14 protein-coding genes and 3 tRNA genes are annotated in these 16,190 nt (G+C 38.5%); 10 read left to right on the top strand and 7 right to left on the bottom strand.

What is annotated here, in order from left to right; all coding sequences use genetic code 11:
* The first annotated feature begins 11 nt into the window (after positions 1–11).
* Positions 12–698 carry a CDP-diacylglycerol--serine O-phosphatidyltransferase gene (pssA, locus tag GVK91_RS12465; protein WP_153846114.1) on the top strand — a complete coding sequence of 229 codons (687 nt, stop codon included), beginning with the start codon at positions 12–14 and terminating at the stop codon, positions 696–698.
* On the opposite strand, the gene GVK91_RS12460 is transcribed toward pssA, so the two are convergent.
* Both GVK91_RS12460 and folK read right to left on the bottom strand, forming a co-directional pair.
* Positions 695–1,039 carry an Hpt domain-containing protein gene (locus GVK91_RS12460; protein ID WP_153846115.1) on the bottom strand — a complete coding sequence of 115 codons (345 nt, stop codon included), beginning with the start codon at positions 1,037–1,039 and terminating at the stop codon, positions 695–697. The two genes, pssA and GVK91_RS12460, sit on opposite strands and share 4 nt — an antisense overlap.
* Positions 1,020–1,523 carry a 2-amino-4-hydroxy-6-hydroxymethyldihydropteridine diphosphokinase gene (gene folK, locus GVK91_RS12455; protein ID WP_153846116.1) on the bottom strand — a complete coding sequence of 168 codons (504 nt, stop codon included), beginning with the start codon at positions 1,521–1,523 and terminating at the stop codon, positions 1,020–1,022. Before folK ends, GVK91_RS12460 begins: the two co-directional genes overlap by 20 nt.
* A 222-nt stretch (positions 1,524–1,745) precedes the next feature.
* On the opposite strand from folK, the gene sppA reads away from it, so the two are divergent.
* The 3 genes from sppA to GVK91_RS12440 all read left to right on the top strand — a co-directional run bounded on the left by sppA (position 1,746) and on the right by GVK91_RS12440 (position 5,954).
* On the top strand, positions 1,746–3,512 hold the full coding sequence (gene sppA / locus GVK91_RS12450; protein ID WP_159729065.1) for a signal peptide peptidase SppA: 1,767 nt from the start codon (positions 1,746–1,748) through the stop codon (positions 3,510–3,512).
* Between the two features lie 216 nt (positions 3,513–3,728).
* Entirely contained in the window at positions 3,729–4,919 is a 1,191-nt protein-coding gene (gene pgk / locus GVK91_RS12445; RefSeq protein ID WP_153846118.1) for a phosphoglycerate kinase, read from the top strand.
* A gap of 180 nt (positions 4,920–5,099) precedes the next feature.
* The gene (locus tag GVK91_RS12440; protein WP_159729063.1) at positions 5,100–5,954 is read left to right on the top strand and encodes an endonuclease/exonuclease/phosphatase family protein; all 855 of its coding nucleotides are present in this window, start codon (positions 5,100–5,102) and stop codon (positions 5,952–5,954) included.
* On the opposite strand, the gene GVK91_RS12435 is transcribed toward GVK91_RS12440, so the two are convergent.
* Positions 5,951–8,638: a hypothetical protein gene (locus GVK91_RS12435; protein ID WP_235032908.1), complete on the bottom strand. Its 2,688-nt coding sequence runs from the start codon at positions 8,636–8,638 to the stop codon at positions 5,951–5,953. The two genes, GVK91_RS12440 and GVK91_RS12435, sit on opposite strands and share 4 nt — an antisense overlap.
* 805 nt (positions 8,639–9,443) lie before the next feature.
* On the opposite strand from GVK91_RS12435, the gene mgtE reads away from it, so the two are divergent.
* From mgtE to GVK91_RS12410, 5 genes are all read left to right on the top strand, one after another.
* A complete protein-coding gene (gene mgtE / locus GVK91_RS12430; protein WP_075991745.1) occupies positions 9,444–10,820 on the top strand; it encodes a magnesium transporter in 1,377 nt (458 codons plus the stop codon).
* 246 nt (positions 10,821–11,066) lie between these two features.
* Positions 11,067–11,140: transfer RNA gene (locus GVK91_RS12425), tRNA-Asn, on the top strand.
* Positions 11,141–11,190: 50 nt separating this feature from the next.
* A tRNA-Asn gene (locus GVK91_RS12420) sits at positions 11,191–11,264 on the top strand.
* A gap of 88 nt (positions 11,265–11,352) precedes the next feature.
* Positions 11,353–11,426: transfer RNA gene (locus GVK91_RS12415), tRNA-Asn, on the top strand.
* 57 nt (positions 11,427–11,483) lie between these two features.
* Positions 11,484–12,398: a PfkB family carbohydrate kinase gene (locus GVK91_RS12410; protein WP_075991746.1), complete on the top strand. Its 915-nt coding sequence runs from the start codon at positions 11,484–11,486 to the stop codon at positions 12,396–12,398.
* On the opposite strand, the gene GVK91_RS12405 is transcribed toward GVK91_RS12410, so the two are convergent.
* From GVK91_RS12405 to murB, 3 genes are all read right to left on the bottom strand, one after another.
* A complete protein-coding gene (locus GVK91_RS12405) occupies positions 12,399–12,644 on the bottom strand; it encodes a cytochrome b5 domain-containing protein (protein WP_120334911.1) in 246 nt (81 codons plus the stop codon). It lies immediately after the preceding gene.
* A 31-nt stretch (positions 12,645–12,675) separates the two neighbouring features.
* Positions 12,676–13,185, bottom strand: coding sequence for an RNA polymerase sigma factor (locus GVK91_RS12400; RefSeq protein WP_159729059.1), 510 nt, complete (start codon positions 13,183–13,185; stop codon positions 12,676–12,678).
* Positions 13,186–13,447: 262 nt separating this feature from the next.
* Positions 13,448–14,464, bottom strand: a complete 1,017-nt coding sequence (gene murB, locus GVK91_RS12395; RefSeq protein ID WP_159729057.1) for a UDP-N-acetylmuramate dehydrogenase — start codon at positions 14,462–14,464, stop codon at positions 13,448–13,450.
* Positions 14,465–14,568: 104 nt separating this feature from the next.
* Here murB and GVK91_RS12390 point away from each other — a divergent pair, with 104 nt between their 5' ends.
* Positions 14,569–15,186: a TetR/AcrR family transcriptional regulator gene (locus tag GVK91_RS12390; protein WP_153846124.1), complete on the top strand. Its 618-nt coding sequence runs from the start codon at positions 14,569–14,571 to the stop codon at positions 15,184–15,186.
* Here GVK91_RS12390 and GVK91_RS12385 read toward each other — a convergent pair.
* On the bottom strand, positions 15,179–16,159 hold the full coding sequence (locus tag GVK91_RS12385; RefSeq protein WP_159729055.1) for a YpdA family putative bacillithiol disulfide reductase: 981 nt from the start codon (positions 16,157–16,159) through the stop codon (positions 15,179–15,181). The two genes, GVK91_RS12390 and GVK91_RS12385, sit on opposite strands and share 8 nt — an antisense overlap.
* Positions 16,160–16,190: the final 31 nt, after the last annotated feature.

The following is a 16,190-nucleotide window of genomic DNA, read 5'->3' as shown; positions in this document are numbered from 1 at the left end:
AGATCCTGTAAATGAAAAAACATATCCCAAATCTACTGACTTGCCTAAATTTATTTAGTGGCTGTATCGCTGTATTGATGGCATTGCAAGGCAATATTCAAGTGGTTACTATTTGTGTCTTTGCGTCCGGGATATTCGATTTTTTTGACGGAATGGTGGCGCGGCTTCTTCATGTTAAATCGCCAATCGGAAAGGAGCTTGATTCGTTGGCCGATATGGTCAGTTTTGGTTTTTTACCTGGGACAATCATGTTTACCTTATTGACAAAGGTATTTCCTGATGGCTCTCTGTTGCCTTATTTAGGGTATATCATTACTGTTTTCTCAGCCTTACGTTTAGCAAAGTTCAACCTGGATGAGCGTCAAACTTCTGATTTCATTGGTTTGAATACGCCAATGAATACATTTTATGTGCTTTCATTGCCTTATATAGCAGACAAGTATCCGCAATTGGTTTTAAATCCGATTGTATTACTCGTTAGTATTCTTCTAACCAGTTATCTTTTGGTGAGTGAAATTAGGTTGTTTTCGATGAAATTTAGTTCGATGGACTGGAAAACGAATAAGTTTCGCTTTATATTTTTGATCTTGACGCTGATCTTGTTTGTTGTTGGTCAATTTATGGCTTTACCGATTATTTTAGTTTTATATTTCCTATTGTCGGCATTGCATTTCAATAAAAAAAACGATCTGGTTTAGATCGTTTTTTCATATTGTTCCAATTCAAAAAGGAGCTCTTTCATTTCGATATCTATAATATCAAAGGTGGCTTGAAGCCCCTCGAGAGATTCCTCATTTTTTGCATTGGCCTCTAATTCCTCAAATTTTTCTTTTAAGTGAAAGGCACCGATATAGTCCATTGTCGGTTTGATATGATGGGCTGTATCACCAATCTTTTGAAGATCACCTTCAGCCAGCGCTTGTCGGAGCTTGTCGAGATCTACAGGTGTTTGAATAAGATACATGGATACAAATTGTTTGATTAATTCGTGGTTGTCAAACATGTTTTGGCGGATCAGTTCAATGTCGATATGGTTCATCGTCGCTAATTTTCTTTACAGGTAAGTCGTCTGTGCATTTATCCAATAAATATACGTTATTTTTTTTGTAAACGGGGTGGATATAGCCAGGGGCTATTTCTACTAATGGTTCGAGCGTGAACCTCCGTTCGGCGATGTAAGGGTGTGGAATCTGCAGTGAGGGCAAGTCGATGATTTCCTGGTTAAAGTAGAGAAGGTCGATGTCAATTACTCTTTCTCCCCATTTTTTGAAACGTATACGTCCTAATTCTTGTTCGATATGTTGTGTTAGATTTAAGCATGCCAAAGGCTGTAACTCGGACGTTACTAAAACGACCTGATTCAAAAAGGCCGGTTGGTCTTCAACTCCCCAAGCCGCTGTTTCATAGATCGACGATGCTTCAATAATTGCTCCAACGTGTGTTTCAAGTTGTTTTCTTGCTAGATTAAGCTGTTGAAAACGGTCTCCAAGGTTAGTGCCCAAAAGTATATAAATCTTATTCATAATGCTAAATTAAGCTTTTGTTGATTTTAATGGGAAGAAATGCGGGTATTAATTGTAGGTGAAAAAGTGAATTTCCGTCGGCCAGAAGCCCTAATTTCGTGGAAAAAAATATGTTGTAGTTGAAATAAAAGACTGGGTGAATAAAAAATATTGCGTTACCTTTAGTGAAAAATAAGTCTTTCCACTGGAAGATAGGTTATGGATCGGATTTAATTACAAAATATGAAATCATTTTTTAAGTACGTACTGGCAACAATTACGGGGATTGTGATCTCTTTTGTTGTGTTGTTTATTGTTTTGATGGGAATTATTGGGGCGATCATCAGCTCGGCGTCCTCTGATCAGGAGATTGTTGTTAAAAGCAACTCGGTTTTATACCTATCTTTTGATTATGATATTACAGAGAGAAGTGAAGCTAATCCTTTGGGTAGTCTCAATCTTCCAGGCTATTCTACCAAAAATATTGGGCTAGACGATATTTTGGCGAGGATCAAGTATGCAGCTACGGATGGGAATATTAAAGGGATCTATTTAGATGCTAGTCATATCGGTGTTGGTTTTGCGAGCTTAAAGGAAGTAAGGGACGAACTTTTGGCCTTTAAGAAAACCGGGAAATTTGTTGTTGCTTATAATGCCGGGTATGACCAAAAGGCCTATTATGTAGCGAGCACCGCTGATAAGGTGTATGTTAATCCACAAGGGACGATTGATTTTAGAGGTTTGGCAAGTTCTACGATGTTCTATAAGGACCTCTTGGATAAGGTTGGGGTAGAGATGCAGATTGTGAAGGTGGGTACATTTAAAAGTGCTGTTGAACCTTACTTTTTGAATAAAATGAGTGATCCCAATCGCTTACAGGTAACATCATATTTGGGAAGTATATACGGTACTTTTATCAATGAAATAGCGGCGAGCAGAAATATTGCTGCCGATTCATTACGGGCTATAGCGAATGACTATCGTGTTCGGGATGCGGACGATGCGGTAAAATATAAGCTTGCGGATGCCAAGCTGTATAAAGACGAACTTTTGTCAGATCTGAGAAAGCGTTTGAAAATTTCGGAAAAAGATGAAATATCGTTTGTTTCCCTACTGGATTATAATAAAAAGGTAAAAGACGATGCGAGTGGATCTGAAGTCGCGGTTCTTTATGCTGCTGGAGAAATTGTTGACGGTGAAGGAACTGGACCTGGCCAAATTGGCGGTGATAAATTCTCCCGCGAACTACGAAAATTAAGAGAAGATGATGCGGTTAAAGCTGTTGTTTTACGTGTCAATTCACCCGGTGGATCTGCTTTAGCGTCAGATATTATTTGGCGGGAGGTTATCTTGACCAAGAAAGTTAAACCTGTCATCGTTTCCATGGGAGATTTAGCTGCATCAGGAGGGTATTATATCTCGGCGGCAGCCGATTCGATATTTGCTGAGCCAACCACGATTACGGGATCAATTGGCGTATTTGGCGTGATTCCTAATTTCCAGAATCTGATGAACAATAAGATTGGAGTACATTACGATGGTGTAAAAACGGGTAAGTTTGCCGATTTGATGACTTCTTTTGATCGACCGTTGACAGCCGAAGAAAGAGACATCATCCAGCGAGAAGTTAATAAAGTATATGGTACATTTACGAAAGTTGTTGCAGACGGCCGTAAATTATCCATTGCTGATGTTGATAGTATTGGACAAGGAAGAGTTTGGACTGGTGCACAAGGAGTGAATAATAAATTGGTTGATCGTCTGGGGAACTTGGATGCGGCTATTCAGGCTGCCGCTAAAAAGGCAAACTTGAGTAAATATAAAGTGTCCCAGTATCCAGAGAAAGAAGATCCTTTTACCTCAATATTGAATAATTCAAAAGAAAAAGTTCAAGTTTGGGTAGCAAAAGAACAAATGGGTGAATATTATCGTTATTTTGATGTCATGAGAAAAGCTACTGCACAGACGGGTGTGCAGGCGAGATTGCCTTATAGCGTTGAGATTCATTAGTAATCGCCTCGTAAAGAAAATTCAATCGTTGTATGACTCTAGGTTATTATGGTTTATAACGATGTAGGCAATTCTTACTTTGTGTCATGAGAAGATTTATGCAAGGTAAGAATTGCTGTTAATAAATAATTATTTCTAATGAAAGCAAATGCTTTTTTTTATATTTAGCTGTTCGTTTGACAAAACGACCTAATCCCAAATCAATAAAGTTACACAATGAAAACAGTAGACGATTTAAATTTTGCAGGTAAAAAAGCCTTGGTACGCGTGGATTTCAACGTGCCTTTGGATGAAAATTTCAATATTACGGATGATAATCGTATCCAGGGAGCGGCTCCAACAATAAAGAAGATTTTGAGTGATGGTGGAAGCGTGATATTGATGTCCCATTTAGGAAGGCCAAAAGATGGTCCTACTGATAAGTATTCATTAAAACATATTGTTGCTCATCTTTCACAGGTTTTAGGTACTGATGTTCAGTTTGCCAATGATTGTATCGGCACAGAGGCCGTAGAAAAGGCTGCAGCGCTACAGGCTGGTCAGGTTTTATTGCTTGAAAACCTTCGTTTCTATAAAGAAGAAGAAAAAGGAGATGTTGGATTTGCAGAAAAGTTGTCCAAATTAGGTGATGTGTATGTAAACGATGCTTTCGGCACAGCGCACAGGGCTCATGCTTCGACAGCAATTGTTGCGCAATTTTTCCCAGGAGCTAAATATAGCGGTTACTTGATGGCAGCAGAAGTTGGAAATGCAGAAAAAGTATTAAACAATCCGGTTAGACCTTTTACTGCTATTATGGGGGGGGCAAAAGTTTCTGATAAAATTCAGTTGATTGAGGCCTTATTGGATAAAGTTGATAATCTTTTGATCGGTGGAGGTATGGCTTATACGTTCATCAAAGCTAGAGGGGGCGAAATTGGTAAGTCATTGGTTGAAATCGATAAACTTGATTTAGCGAATGAGTTGGTGAAAAAAGCGAAGGAAAAAGGTGTAAACCTGGTTATTCCTACGGATGCTCAGATTGCAGATGCATTTTCAAACGATGCTAATGTATATGATGGGCCAAATGATCAAATTCCGGCAGATTTGCAAGGTCTTGATATCGGTCAGGAGTCTGCAGCAAATTTCGCTGCGATCATCAAAAATTCTAAAACGGTTCTTTGGAATGGTCCGATGGGTGTTTTTGAATTTGATACTTTTGCGAAGGGTACCAAAGCTGTAGCTGATGCTGTTGTTGAAGCAACGAAGAATGGCGCATTCTCTTTAATAGGGGGTGGTGATTCTGCTGCTGCGGTAAGTAAATTTGGTATGACTGAAGATGTAAGTTACGTCAGTACAGGTGGTGGTGCACTTTTGGAATACATGGAAGGAAGAGTTCTTCCAGGTGTGAAGGCACTTGAAGATTAATATAAATCAAATTTTTAGAAAGGGACAACAATAGGTTGTCCCTTTTTTATTAAAAAAGATCTGTATTGTGTACTAAACTATTGATGTAATGTCAGATTAAATCAATTATCTGTTAAATGTTTGTGTAGTACTGGTGAGTTTTTATTGTATTTGCTAAATTTATCATGACATGGGTTATATATGCAGATATTGATGGATGCTAATAAGAGTAAAGAAAAAGGTAATTCTGGTTTTTTTTCGGTACTGACGTATAATGTAGCGGGGTTGCCCGGGATTATTTCTTCTGCGATTACAGGCAGAAGTAGAAGTATTGCTGAAATTGGAAAGAAGATCAATCCTTTTGATATTGTTAATGTACAGGAGGATTTCAATTATAATAGAAGTTTATATTGGGGCGGGAATTTACATCCATATCGCACAAGAACAAAAGGGCGCGTTCCCTTTGGTGATGGTCTCAATACCTTGTCTCATTTTCCAATGACCGATGTTGTTCGCGTGCCTTGGAAGAAACGTACGGGAGCAGATTTTCTAACACCGAAAGGCTTTACCCTAGTTCAGATAGAAATCGTTCCTGAAGTCTGGTTGGATGTTTATAACGTTCATGCGAATGCGCAAAATAGCAGGAAAGCTTCAAGTGCACGTCGGGATAATCTCAATCAGCTACGTGATTATATCGGAGAGCATTCGAGTGATAGGCCTCTTATTGTAATGGGCGATTTTAATGCACATTATAGTTTTTGTGATGATAACCTGCATGATTTTATGGATTCCACAACATTGGTTGATAGCTGGGTTGAGCTCGAAAATGGAGGCTTAGTGCCAGAGGTGCGACATGAGTTTAAGCCTCCACATATGTTGTCTATCGGCAATCAGAGCGAATCTATCGATAAGATTCTTTATCGGAGCAGCAGTCACGTAAGTCTTACTGCCCGGGATTATAATATAGAAAATAACCTATTCACCAATATTAAAGGGCTGCCCTTATCGGATCATTATGCTTTGGCACTGAATTTTAACTGGGCGATTCATCTTTAATAGGTGTAGTTTAAACTGAATGTTGGAACTATGCGTTGCGTTGTTGTGTTGTCATTGATATAGGTGCCTTTAACGACGAATTCGAAATCTGGAAGTGGGTATCTGAAAGCATTGAAATCAAGCGAGAGATAGGCTCCAAAACTTTTTGGTGAAATCTCCCTGTGTTTGTGAATGTTTTGATAATCGGCAAATATTCCTCCTTTTACACGTTTAATATAAGCTAAGGATCCTAATCCAAGGTCGGGATAAGCTATGGGGAAACGATAGTTGACCAATACCGTGTTTTTTATTTTTTCATATTTGTAGTAGCTAAATCCACTCACTAAAGGGATATCGTTGATATATTGATAAATTCCTGATCCTGTTTGAGCGCTCAGTCTGATTTGAAAGCCGTGATTGCTCATGAATCCAGGTAGATAAAATACTGTTCTTGCCGATAGAATTTCACCTTTTGCATTGTTTTCGAATGGAGTATGCCGATAGGTGATGCTAAAATTTTGCCCCCATCTTGGGTAGAGATCCATGTTGGCCATACGCGCATTGCGATTAAGGTAAAGCTGGTATGTTAATGGAAATGCAGTCTCGTAATTAAAGTTTTTGACATCTGTTCGGCTAAGATCATAGCGTCTTAGATAGGCTGTTGCCAGGTTGAATCCAGTGGAATAGACGTAGTCTCTTCTGTAAAAGGAGAGTGGGATAGAGATCTGTGAGGATATATAATGCTCGCGCCAGTCGAAACGGATGCTACTGTCTGGTTTATTAGGGATGCTTGCTGCTGCGATTTGCCCTCTGTTTTCATAACGTAGTGAGAATTTTGGGAGGTACTTGTTATAGGTCAGTTCTGCCGAGTATACTCCTTTTCGAATGTCGGTGTCATATTCATATCCCAGTGCAATTTGTGTGGTGTTTAAGATGTTGTTTGATAACCAGAAAACTCCGGGCTTAAAATTGTCGAAGCTTTCAAAATTGCTGCTACTTAGCGAAAGACTATGAAAATTGAAGGTTCTACCTAGTCCACGATAGGGAACAATTTGGTAGTGCTGACTAGTATCTACTGAGACTGAAGCGATATTTTTTACACTGTCTCTGGTCAATGCCGTGGCGTAATAATGGGAAAAATAATCCGTTTCTGGAGCGATATCAAATGCTGTATCTATAGGTGTTTGGGCAATCTTGTAGCCATTGTACTGGTAGTCGTTGAAGAATAATTGTCTTGTATCCTTGTCGTAAAAAGGGTTGAACGCGCCAAACTGTGCCTTTGTCAAAAGCTGTTTTTTGCCAGATAAGAGGTCGATGCTGTAAATGTTATCGATACCATTGAAGTTAGCTTTTGTGATAATTTTCATACCTGAAAGGTATTGCGGTCTTTCATATTGTTGGTTACCCCATGGTGTTAAGTTGGTGATTTTGTTATTATTCAGGTCAATTTCACACAATGCGGTTCCATATTGGGACAATCGTATACCTATTATTTTATCTCCTTGGGAGTTGAAAGCTGGGTGTTGGAGCTGTTCGGCATTGCCTATTTTAATCCGTTTGATGATACTGTTGTTTTTAAGGCTTATAAGCGTCAGATAGCTGTCGTTGGATAAATCTACCTCAACACAGGCGATGGTTTCGTCTAGTGGGCTAAAAATAGGTGAATAATATCTCGTCTGTTTACTGAGCTGGTTAATTTTCCCTGTTTTGAGATTCATGATATTGATGACGCTGTATGTTCTCTTGTTGAAACGCGGATCTTTATGAAGCTCATCCCATAAGATGTAATTGCTGTTTACGTCAAAGTGTGGCGTCAACTGTATGCCGGTTTTGACGAGCCTATTTTCTGTGTTTGTTACCGCATCATAGGTGTAAATTGCATTGGTCTTTTGTGGATTCTGTCTAATAAAATAGATCAGACCATTCTTGTGTTTCGGCAATAAATTACTGTTGTAATAATTGTTGTTTTTTTTGTTTATTTCTGTGTACTTCTGGTATTGATAATCGCTTGTTTTTTTATTCCATATGGCATCTAAATTTGCTATTGTTTTGTTGTATAAATAGGCACTATTTCCACCTATTTTTTTCTTTAAAACGCGATTGATATTATAGGGGTATAGCGGTTTTTTGTTAAGCTCTGAAAAGAGGTCGGCTTCATAATTCGAGGGTAATTCTGATTTTAAAGTGGAGGTCATCAGATAGCCGATTGTATAGTAACTTGGGACAATATCTTTATAGGATCCCAGTAAATATTTATTAAAACTATAGTTGTGATTCGATTGAAAGTTTGCTTTGATTGGCATTTCAAAAGCGGGTAATCTTCCTCTTCCTCCCTCCGAATATATCGTTTCAGTTAGCGTCGCATCCCCTTCGAAGTACCAAGAAGGGACGGTCAGTCCATAGTAGGCTAGGGCTAATTGTTCAAAAAATGGGGCGCGTAATTTTCCTGTCAATTTGTCAAATTGACTTACGTGCCTTGACTCGTGTAGGATCAAATTGGGTAGCCAGGTCTGATTGTCTGGCTCTGCTCCGGCGGTGCTGTACAGTTCAGATTTACGTGGAGACAGCTGTACAAAACCATTCGTTTGTAGATTCGTGTTATGGATAATGAATGGAATTTTCCGCGGTGTTATTTTGTAATTTCTGGAAGTTGTACGCAGCGATCGGTTAACCTGGTCAGCTAGGGTAGGGGCCTTGCTCTTCATTTCCTCGGGGAAAATAAGTTGAAAATTCTTCGTTTCAATCTTATACCATTTTTGGCTTAAAGGGGCCTGGCTGTCTTCAAAAAATTGAGCGGAACTTTTTTGTGAATATATTATTAATGACAATAATGATAATGTATTGATAATTATGTTTTTATGTCTCATTAATTTCTGTATATCGTGTGTTTGCTATTTTTTTTAGTTTTATTATTGTTACTTATATGAACTTTAAGTTCTTTTTGAAATTGCTTTATCTTTGAATAATAGGTTTTTATGTTTTTTGTGTATTACTTTTTTTTTGCTATTTTTTCTTTTAAATAACCTGGTAATATTGGGCTGTTCTGAAAAAATGCGCTAAATTGAACAGGTTAAAGCATACGACGAATATACTTAAATAATTGGCGATTCTAAGACTGTGCCGGGAAAATTTGTTTGCTTTTTTTGTGGAAAAATCTGATGACTATGGGTTGTTGCTTTCGGGTGTCTCTTGGTGAGATGGGTGTCGTCTGATTTATTTTATTCAATAAAAAAATAGATCGGTAATTAGACGATAAATTTCATCGTCTAACTTTTGCCTAGAGCTGTTGAAGTTGTTGGTGAGAACGGTTTTCTCTTTAATTTTGATTGGTGACAAAATGTCTTGTTTTTAATTTAAGCATTGAACGATGCGTGGGGAATTTATCCCAATAACTGCGACACACAGCAGGTTTTTATTATTTATTTTTTTATGCAGAATTTACTTTAAAAAAGCGATTTTTGTAACATATAAATTTTGTGTAGATGTAGGATTTTTAAATTGATAGGAGATATGGAAGAACTGGAAATGCAGGTGAATCAAATAGAGCAATTGATAGCAAGTGGAGATCTTGTTGGGCTGGAAGAATTTTTGAATGAATTAAATATTTCAGAAGTAGAGGAGCTGATTGATGAGTTGCCCGAGCATGGTTCATTATTTATTGAATCATTAAATTTGAATCGCGCAGTTAACGTTTTTCGTATTCTGGATTTCCCTACTCAAAATAGGATTTTTAAGAAGCTTTCTAAAGCGAAAATTAGCGCACTAATTAACGAGTTACCCCCCGATGATCGGACTTCTTTTTTTTCAGAAATGAAGGACGATATTAAGCATTTAATTTTACTATTACCACCCAAAGATCGTGTTGAAGCATTGGCGTTGTTGGGCTATCCAGAAGACAGCGTTGGGCGTCTAATGACGCCTGATTATATTACCGTAAAAGAGCATTGGAGTATTGAACGAATATTGGGACATATTAGACGTTATGGAAGAGATTCGGAGACGATAGATGTACTCTATGTGATTGATGGAAATGGGAAGTTGGTTGATGATATTAGGATTAAAGATGTGCTGATGGCGGAGCCAGATAGAGTTGTTGGCGAACTGATTGATCATCGTCTGATTTCGCTAAATGCTTACGATCCCCAGGAGGAAGCGATCAACATCTTCCGGATGAATAATCGAGTGGCCTTGCCTGTTGTCGACGAACAGGGGGTTATGTTGGGGATTGTGACTGTCGATGATATTCTTTGGGTAGCAAACGAGGAGTACACGGAAGATATGCAGCGTATCGGGGGAACGGAGGCTTTGGATGAGCCTTACCTGGATGTGTCGATTAAGAACTTGGTCAAGAAGAGAGCAGGTTGGCTTATTGTGCTTTTTCTGGGACAACTTTTGACCGCTACAGTTATTGAGCACTTCGAGGAGCAAATGGCAAGTGCGATTATGTTGTTTGCGCTGATGCCTGTTATTATATCCAGTGGTGGGAACAGCGGTTCGCAAGCGTCAACATTAATTATTCAGGCGATGGCCTTGGGGGAAGTTACCTTGGGTGACTGGTGGCGTGTGATGCGAAGAGAAATTCTGTCGGGTTTACTGCTGGGACTTATTTTAGGAGCGCTGGGTTTTATAAGGATTATGGCATGGCAGTCTTTTGCGCATAGCTATGGTGAGTATTGGGTGTTGGTTGCTTTGGTTATCTCTTTATCCTTGGTCGGTGTCGTTCTCTGGGGATCGTTGACGGGGTCTATGTTGCCTTTTGTGATGAAACGGCTTGGGGCCGACCCTGCGAGTTCTTCAGCGCCCTTTGTATCGACATTAGTCGATGTTACAGGTTTGCTGATTTATTTTAGTGTGGCTACGCTTATTTTGAAAGGTGTACTGCTTTAATCGTGCTGAATTTACAATATTGCCCACTGATCAGCTAATTGCTAGTGAAGGTAAAAGAAGGATAATGTTGGTTTAAGTGCTGAAAAGGGGATTTTGTATAGCTGTTTGAGAAATAAAAATAAATTATTCTAATTGGAATTTAGGAAGTTGTAAAAAATGTGCTCAAAAAATTTGTAGTATTCTAATAATCTTCCGATACTTGCATCACGGAAACGCGATAGGGTCTCCGGAAAAATTGAAAAACACTCCTGAATAGCTCAGCAGGTTAGAGCATCTGACTGTTAATCAGAGGGTCGCTGGTTCGAGCCCAGCTTCAGGAGCAATTTAATAACTTACATAACCGGGGTTTTTAAAATATTCAATTTTTCATTCCTGAATAGCTCAGCCGGTTAGAGCATCTGACTGTTAATCAGAGGGTCGCTGGTTCGAGCCCAGCTTCAGGAGCAACAATGCAAATATTTTATTTGCAAATGATATTAAAATGTACTACTTTTGTACACTCTATGAGAAAGGAATTTCTCGAAAAATAAATTCCTGAATAGCTCAGCAGGTTAGAGCATCTGACTGTTAATCAGAGGGTCGCTGGTTCGAGCCCAGCTTCAGGAGCAATATTGAAACCGGCTTTACGCCGGTTTTTTTGTTTACCATGCTTATTAAAAAACTATGAGTTTAGTAATTATTGGTACGGTGGCTTTCGATACAATAGAAACACCGTTCGGTAAAACTGACAAAATTCTAGGTGGTGCCGGTACATTTGCTAGTCTGGCGGCATCATATCTATGTGATCAAATCAAATTGGTCAGTGTTGTTGGGGAGGATTTTGGAAATGACAATCTCGATCTTATCAGGAACCGTGGTATAGATGTTACGGGTGTTCAGGTGATTACTGGTGGGCAAACTTTTTCCTGGTCAGGCAGGTATCATAACGATATGAATAGCCGTGATACCCTGGCGACAGACTTAAATGTATTAGCTGATTTTGATCCAATTATTCCTGAAAGTTACCAGGATTGTGAGTATCTTCTCTTGGGTAATCTTACACCTCAAATACAATTGACAACGTTGGAGCGCTTGGTACACAAACCTAAGCTGGTTGTTCTGGACACCATGAACTACTGGATGAATGTTGCGATGGATGACTTAAGAAAGGTGCTTCTAAAGGTTGATGTGTTAGCCATAAATGATTCAGAGGCAAGACAACTGTCAGGAGAGTATTCTCTGGTTAAAGCTGCAAAAGTCATTTTAGCAATGGGACCTAAATATTTAATTATCAAAAAAGGTGAACATGGTGCGCTTCTTTTTGGAGAGAATCAAATTTTTTCTGCTCCAGCTCTACCATTAGCAGATGTGTTTGATCCAACTGGTGCGGGGGATTCCTTTGCTGGAGGTTTTATTGGCTATCTTGCCAAAGTAAAAAGTATAAACTTTACAAACATGAAGAACGCGTTGATTTTTGGTTCTGCGCTAGCTTCATTCTGTGTAGAGAAATTTGGAACAGATCGTTTGGTTGATCTTACCGAAGAGGACATACAAAAGCGTTTGAACGCTTTTGTTGCCCTATCTCAGTTTAATTTATAATCATTGATCTTTCAGTTTTCCAACGATCTGAAATTTTGAAAATACAGATTCTGAATGAGGGGCTTCTTGGAGCTCCTCAGTTAGATCTTGTCCGGCCCAATGTTCGTAATGCATTCCGTTTTTCCACAGTCTACTTTCTCCGACATCATAGATAAATCCGCGATATGCAACCCAGATCTGTGGTTTGTCCTGACCATTACGTAAAGCCAATTGGCTTTTGCTGTATTCCGATAATTCTTCTGCCATTCGTAATTGTAAAAAGGCGAAGATAGAAAAACTAGGCTATTTTATATGCCGATAGCGATCTTTTCATTAATTTTCTAGCGACATGTATTCTTGTTTTTACCGTTCCGATGGGGATATTTAAATGTTCAGATATCTCGTGGTATTTAAACCCTTCAAAGTACAGTGAAAATGGGATGTAATATTCTTCGGAAAGACTAGATAAAGCTTCATGGATGTCTTCCATGACAAATTTGCTTTCGCCCTGATTTGAGGAGGCGGATAATAGCAGGTTAGAGTTAGAAATATCCTCGTCTTTCGTGATGAAAGAGTTGGTTTTCACAATACGTCTATAGTTATTAATAAACGTGTTTTTCATGATGGTGTAAAGCCATCCTTTCAAATTGGTTCCTTCTTTGAAATTTTTAAAATAGGTCACAGCTTTCAGGATAGTGTCCTGAACGAGATCGTTGGCATCTTCGTAATCACTGGTAAAATTTCTGGCGTAGAGTTTTAATGAGTCCGATTGCTCAATAACCATTGTGTCAAATTCATTCTTTGTCATAGCTTAATGAATTATAACTGTTCTTTTTACAAAACAGTACGTTTATAAAATGCGGTTCATTAAGTATGAGGCAAATAATGCGCCAAAAATGGCAAAATTAGATTTGTTAATATAATTTTAAGATTATTTTAAGCAGGGCAAACGTTTGCGTAGACTAACTTTAAGTAAATAAAATTAGCTCAAAGTGATGTTTTACTAAAGTGAAGCCTGTTTTTCTTTTACTTTCAGATTTAAAAAAAATATTTTTACTTTTTTTAAATCTTTACAGTAAATTAACTTCACGCTCCAGCTTAATGCCAAATTTGTTGGCTACATCACTTATAATTTGTTCCGATAGATTGTAAATTTCCTGCCCTGTAGCGTTTTGTCTATTTATTAGTACAAGTGCCTGATTTTTCCATACACCTGCTTGTCCATATTCTTTTCCTTTCCAACCGCATTGTTCTATTAACCATCCAGCAGCCAATTTTGTTTCATTATTGGGCATTGGATAATGCGGTATTGTGGGATATTCTTTCTGAAGAGGCTCAAAAGTCGATGCTGTAACTACGGGGTTCTTAAAGAAACTTCCGGCATTTCCCACTGTACTTGGGTCAGGGAGCTTTTCTACCCGGATTTTGGAGACAATGGCTGCGATATCGGCAATACTTGGGTTCGTTATATTTTCTTTAGCGAGTTCGGCTTCTATTGCACCATAAGTTGTGTTGATATGAGCTGTTCGGCTAAGCTTATAGGTTACCTCGGTAATGATAAACCGTCCTTTGTATGCTGTTTTGAAGATGCTGTCGCGGTAGGAGAAATTGCAATCTTCTTTTTTGAATGTGGCAAAGTTGCCGGTATGCGTATCGAAAGCCTGACATTCGTGAAAGACATACATTAACTCGGTACCATAGGCACCGATGTTTTGCACAGGTGAAGCCCCGACAGTACCGGGAATTAGGGCCATGTTTTCAATGCCAGCGTAATTATGTTCGATACAATACCAAACGAAGTCATTCCAGATTTCTCCAGCTTGCGCTGTGACATAAACATCATCGCCATCAATTTTCGACTGTATGCCCTTACTGGTCATGCGAATAATGTAGCCGTCGAATGCTTTGGTGAAAAGGACATTGCTACCGGCACCAAGAACAAAAAAGTTCTCCTTAAAAATATCATTTTTAAAAATTTCGGTCAATGTTTCATTGTCATTCACTTCGATTAGAAAATTTGTCTTTTCTTCAATTCCAAACGTATTGAAAGCTTTTAAAGATATATTCGATTGAATGTTTAACTTCATATTGACTTTAGTTTTCAGAAATTCAAAAAAATCAGCTATCTTTAGCATGATAATCGGTAAAGATAGTATAAACCGTTTATTTAACGATAAAAAATATAAGTTTAATGGGTAATGCAGATGTAAAAAGAATCAAAATTCTAGAAGCTGCGACGAGGCGCTTTGCACATTTTGGAATGGCTAAGACAACGATGTCGGAAATAGCCAAAGATCTCAATTTCTCAAAAGCATTGCTGTATTATTATTTTCCGGATAAGAATAGCTTATATTCTGCAGTTTTCGAATACGTTATTGATAAAATGATCGAGGATCTCGAGGATGTCATTGCTAAGGGTGGTGACTTTGAGGAGATCATGATGTATTCTATTGACATGCGGGTCAAGATTATCAATCAATATTATAATTTATTTGAATACACCATGAAGATGGTGAAAGAGCTTCCTGATGAGTTGGAGCAGGTGTTCAAAGAATCTTATCTACGTGAAGTAGAAATTATTGAAAAGATTCTCAATATTGGTATCGATGCCGGCGAGATACAGGTTGAAGATATCAATGAAACTGCGCGAATTCTTCTGTATTCACTATTCGGTATGCGTATGGGCATTTTAAAGGACATGAAAAACATGTTGTTCCCAACAAAAGAAGAATTCGATCATATTCTCAGTTTACAGAAGAAAATGATGAAAATCTTCTTAAATGGTTTACGTTTTCAAGTCGTTAAGTAAGTGTTGAGCGAATATGTCCGATAATCTGTTTGGCATGAATTCGTGAATTTTCAATAAACCAAAGGTGGGTATTTAAGCCACCGCAAACGACACCTGCCAAATAAATCCCGGCTATGTTGGTTTCCATTGTTTCTTCATTATGGCTAGGAATGCAAGGTGCCTCTTGGGGAATATCAATTCCAATCTTTTTTAAAAAATCAAAATTTGGGCGATAGCCGGTTAAAGCCAGTACAAAATCATTATCGAGTTCGACGATACCGTCTGGTGTTTGGATATGTGCAGTAGTCGGAGTAACTTCTGTTAAGTGGCTATTATAATACACATCGATTTCACCAGCAGCAATTCGATTTTCAATATCAGGTTTTACCCAATATTTTACGCGACGGCTGATTTCGCTACCACGGATTACCAAAGAAACTTGCGCTCCTTTTCGGTAGGTTTCAAGCGCTGCATCAATGGATGAATTACTGGCGCCGACAACGATTACCTTCTGGCTGCTATAATAATGTGGGTCATCGTAGTAATGCCTAACTTTGGGAAGTTCTTCGCCCGGGATATTGAGCAACATCGGTATGTCATAAAAACCTGTGGCAATGATGACTTTCTTGGTCAGGTACACGCTTTTGTTGCTACTGACCAGGAACTCCGTATCCTCTTTCTTAATTTCCAGTACTTCTTCAAAAAGATGGGTATCCAGAGCGAACTTTTGCTGTATACGTCGGTAATATTCCAAAGCCTCCATGCGTTTTGGCTTGGGGTTGGTTGTGACAAAGGGAATATCACCTATTTCTAATCTTTCGGAGGAAGAGAAGAAGGTCATATTTTGGGGGTAATTATACAGTGAGTTGACTAAACAGCCTTTTTCAAGAATAAGATAGCTTAAATTTGCTTCTTTGGCTTCTAAGGCGCAAGCTAAGCCAATTGGCCCGCCGCCAACTATAATCAGGTCGTACCGTGTTATCGTATCGCTCATGGTATAAATGTCGAGAATTTTAAAGAATAAA

Origin of the sequence: Sphingobacterium sp. 18053, assembly GCF_902706145.1 — a bacterium.
Classification (GTDB): Bacteria; Bacteroidota; Bacteroidia; order Sphingobacteriales; family Sphingobacteriaceae; genus Sphingobacterium; species Sphingobacterium paramultivorum.
This window is presented reverse-complemented; position numbering and strand designations above follow the sequence as displayed.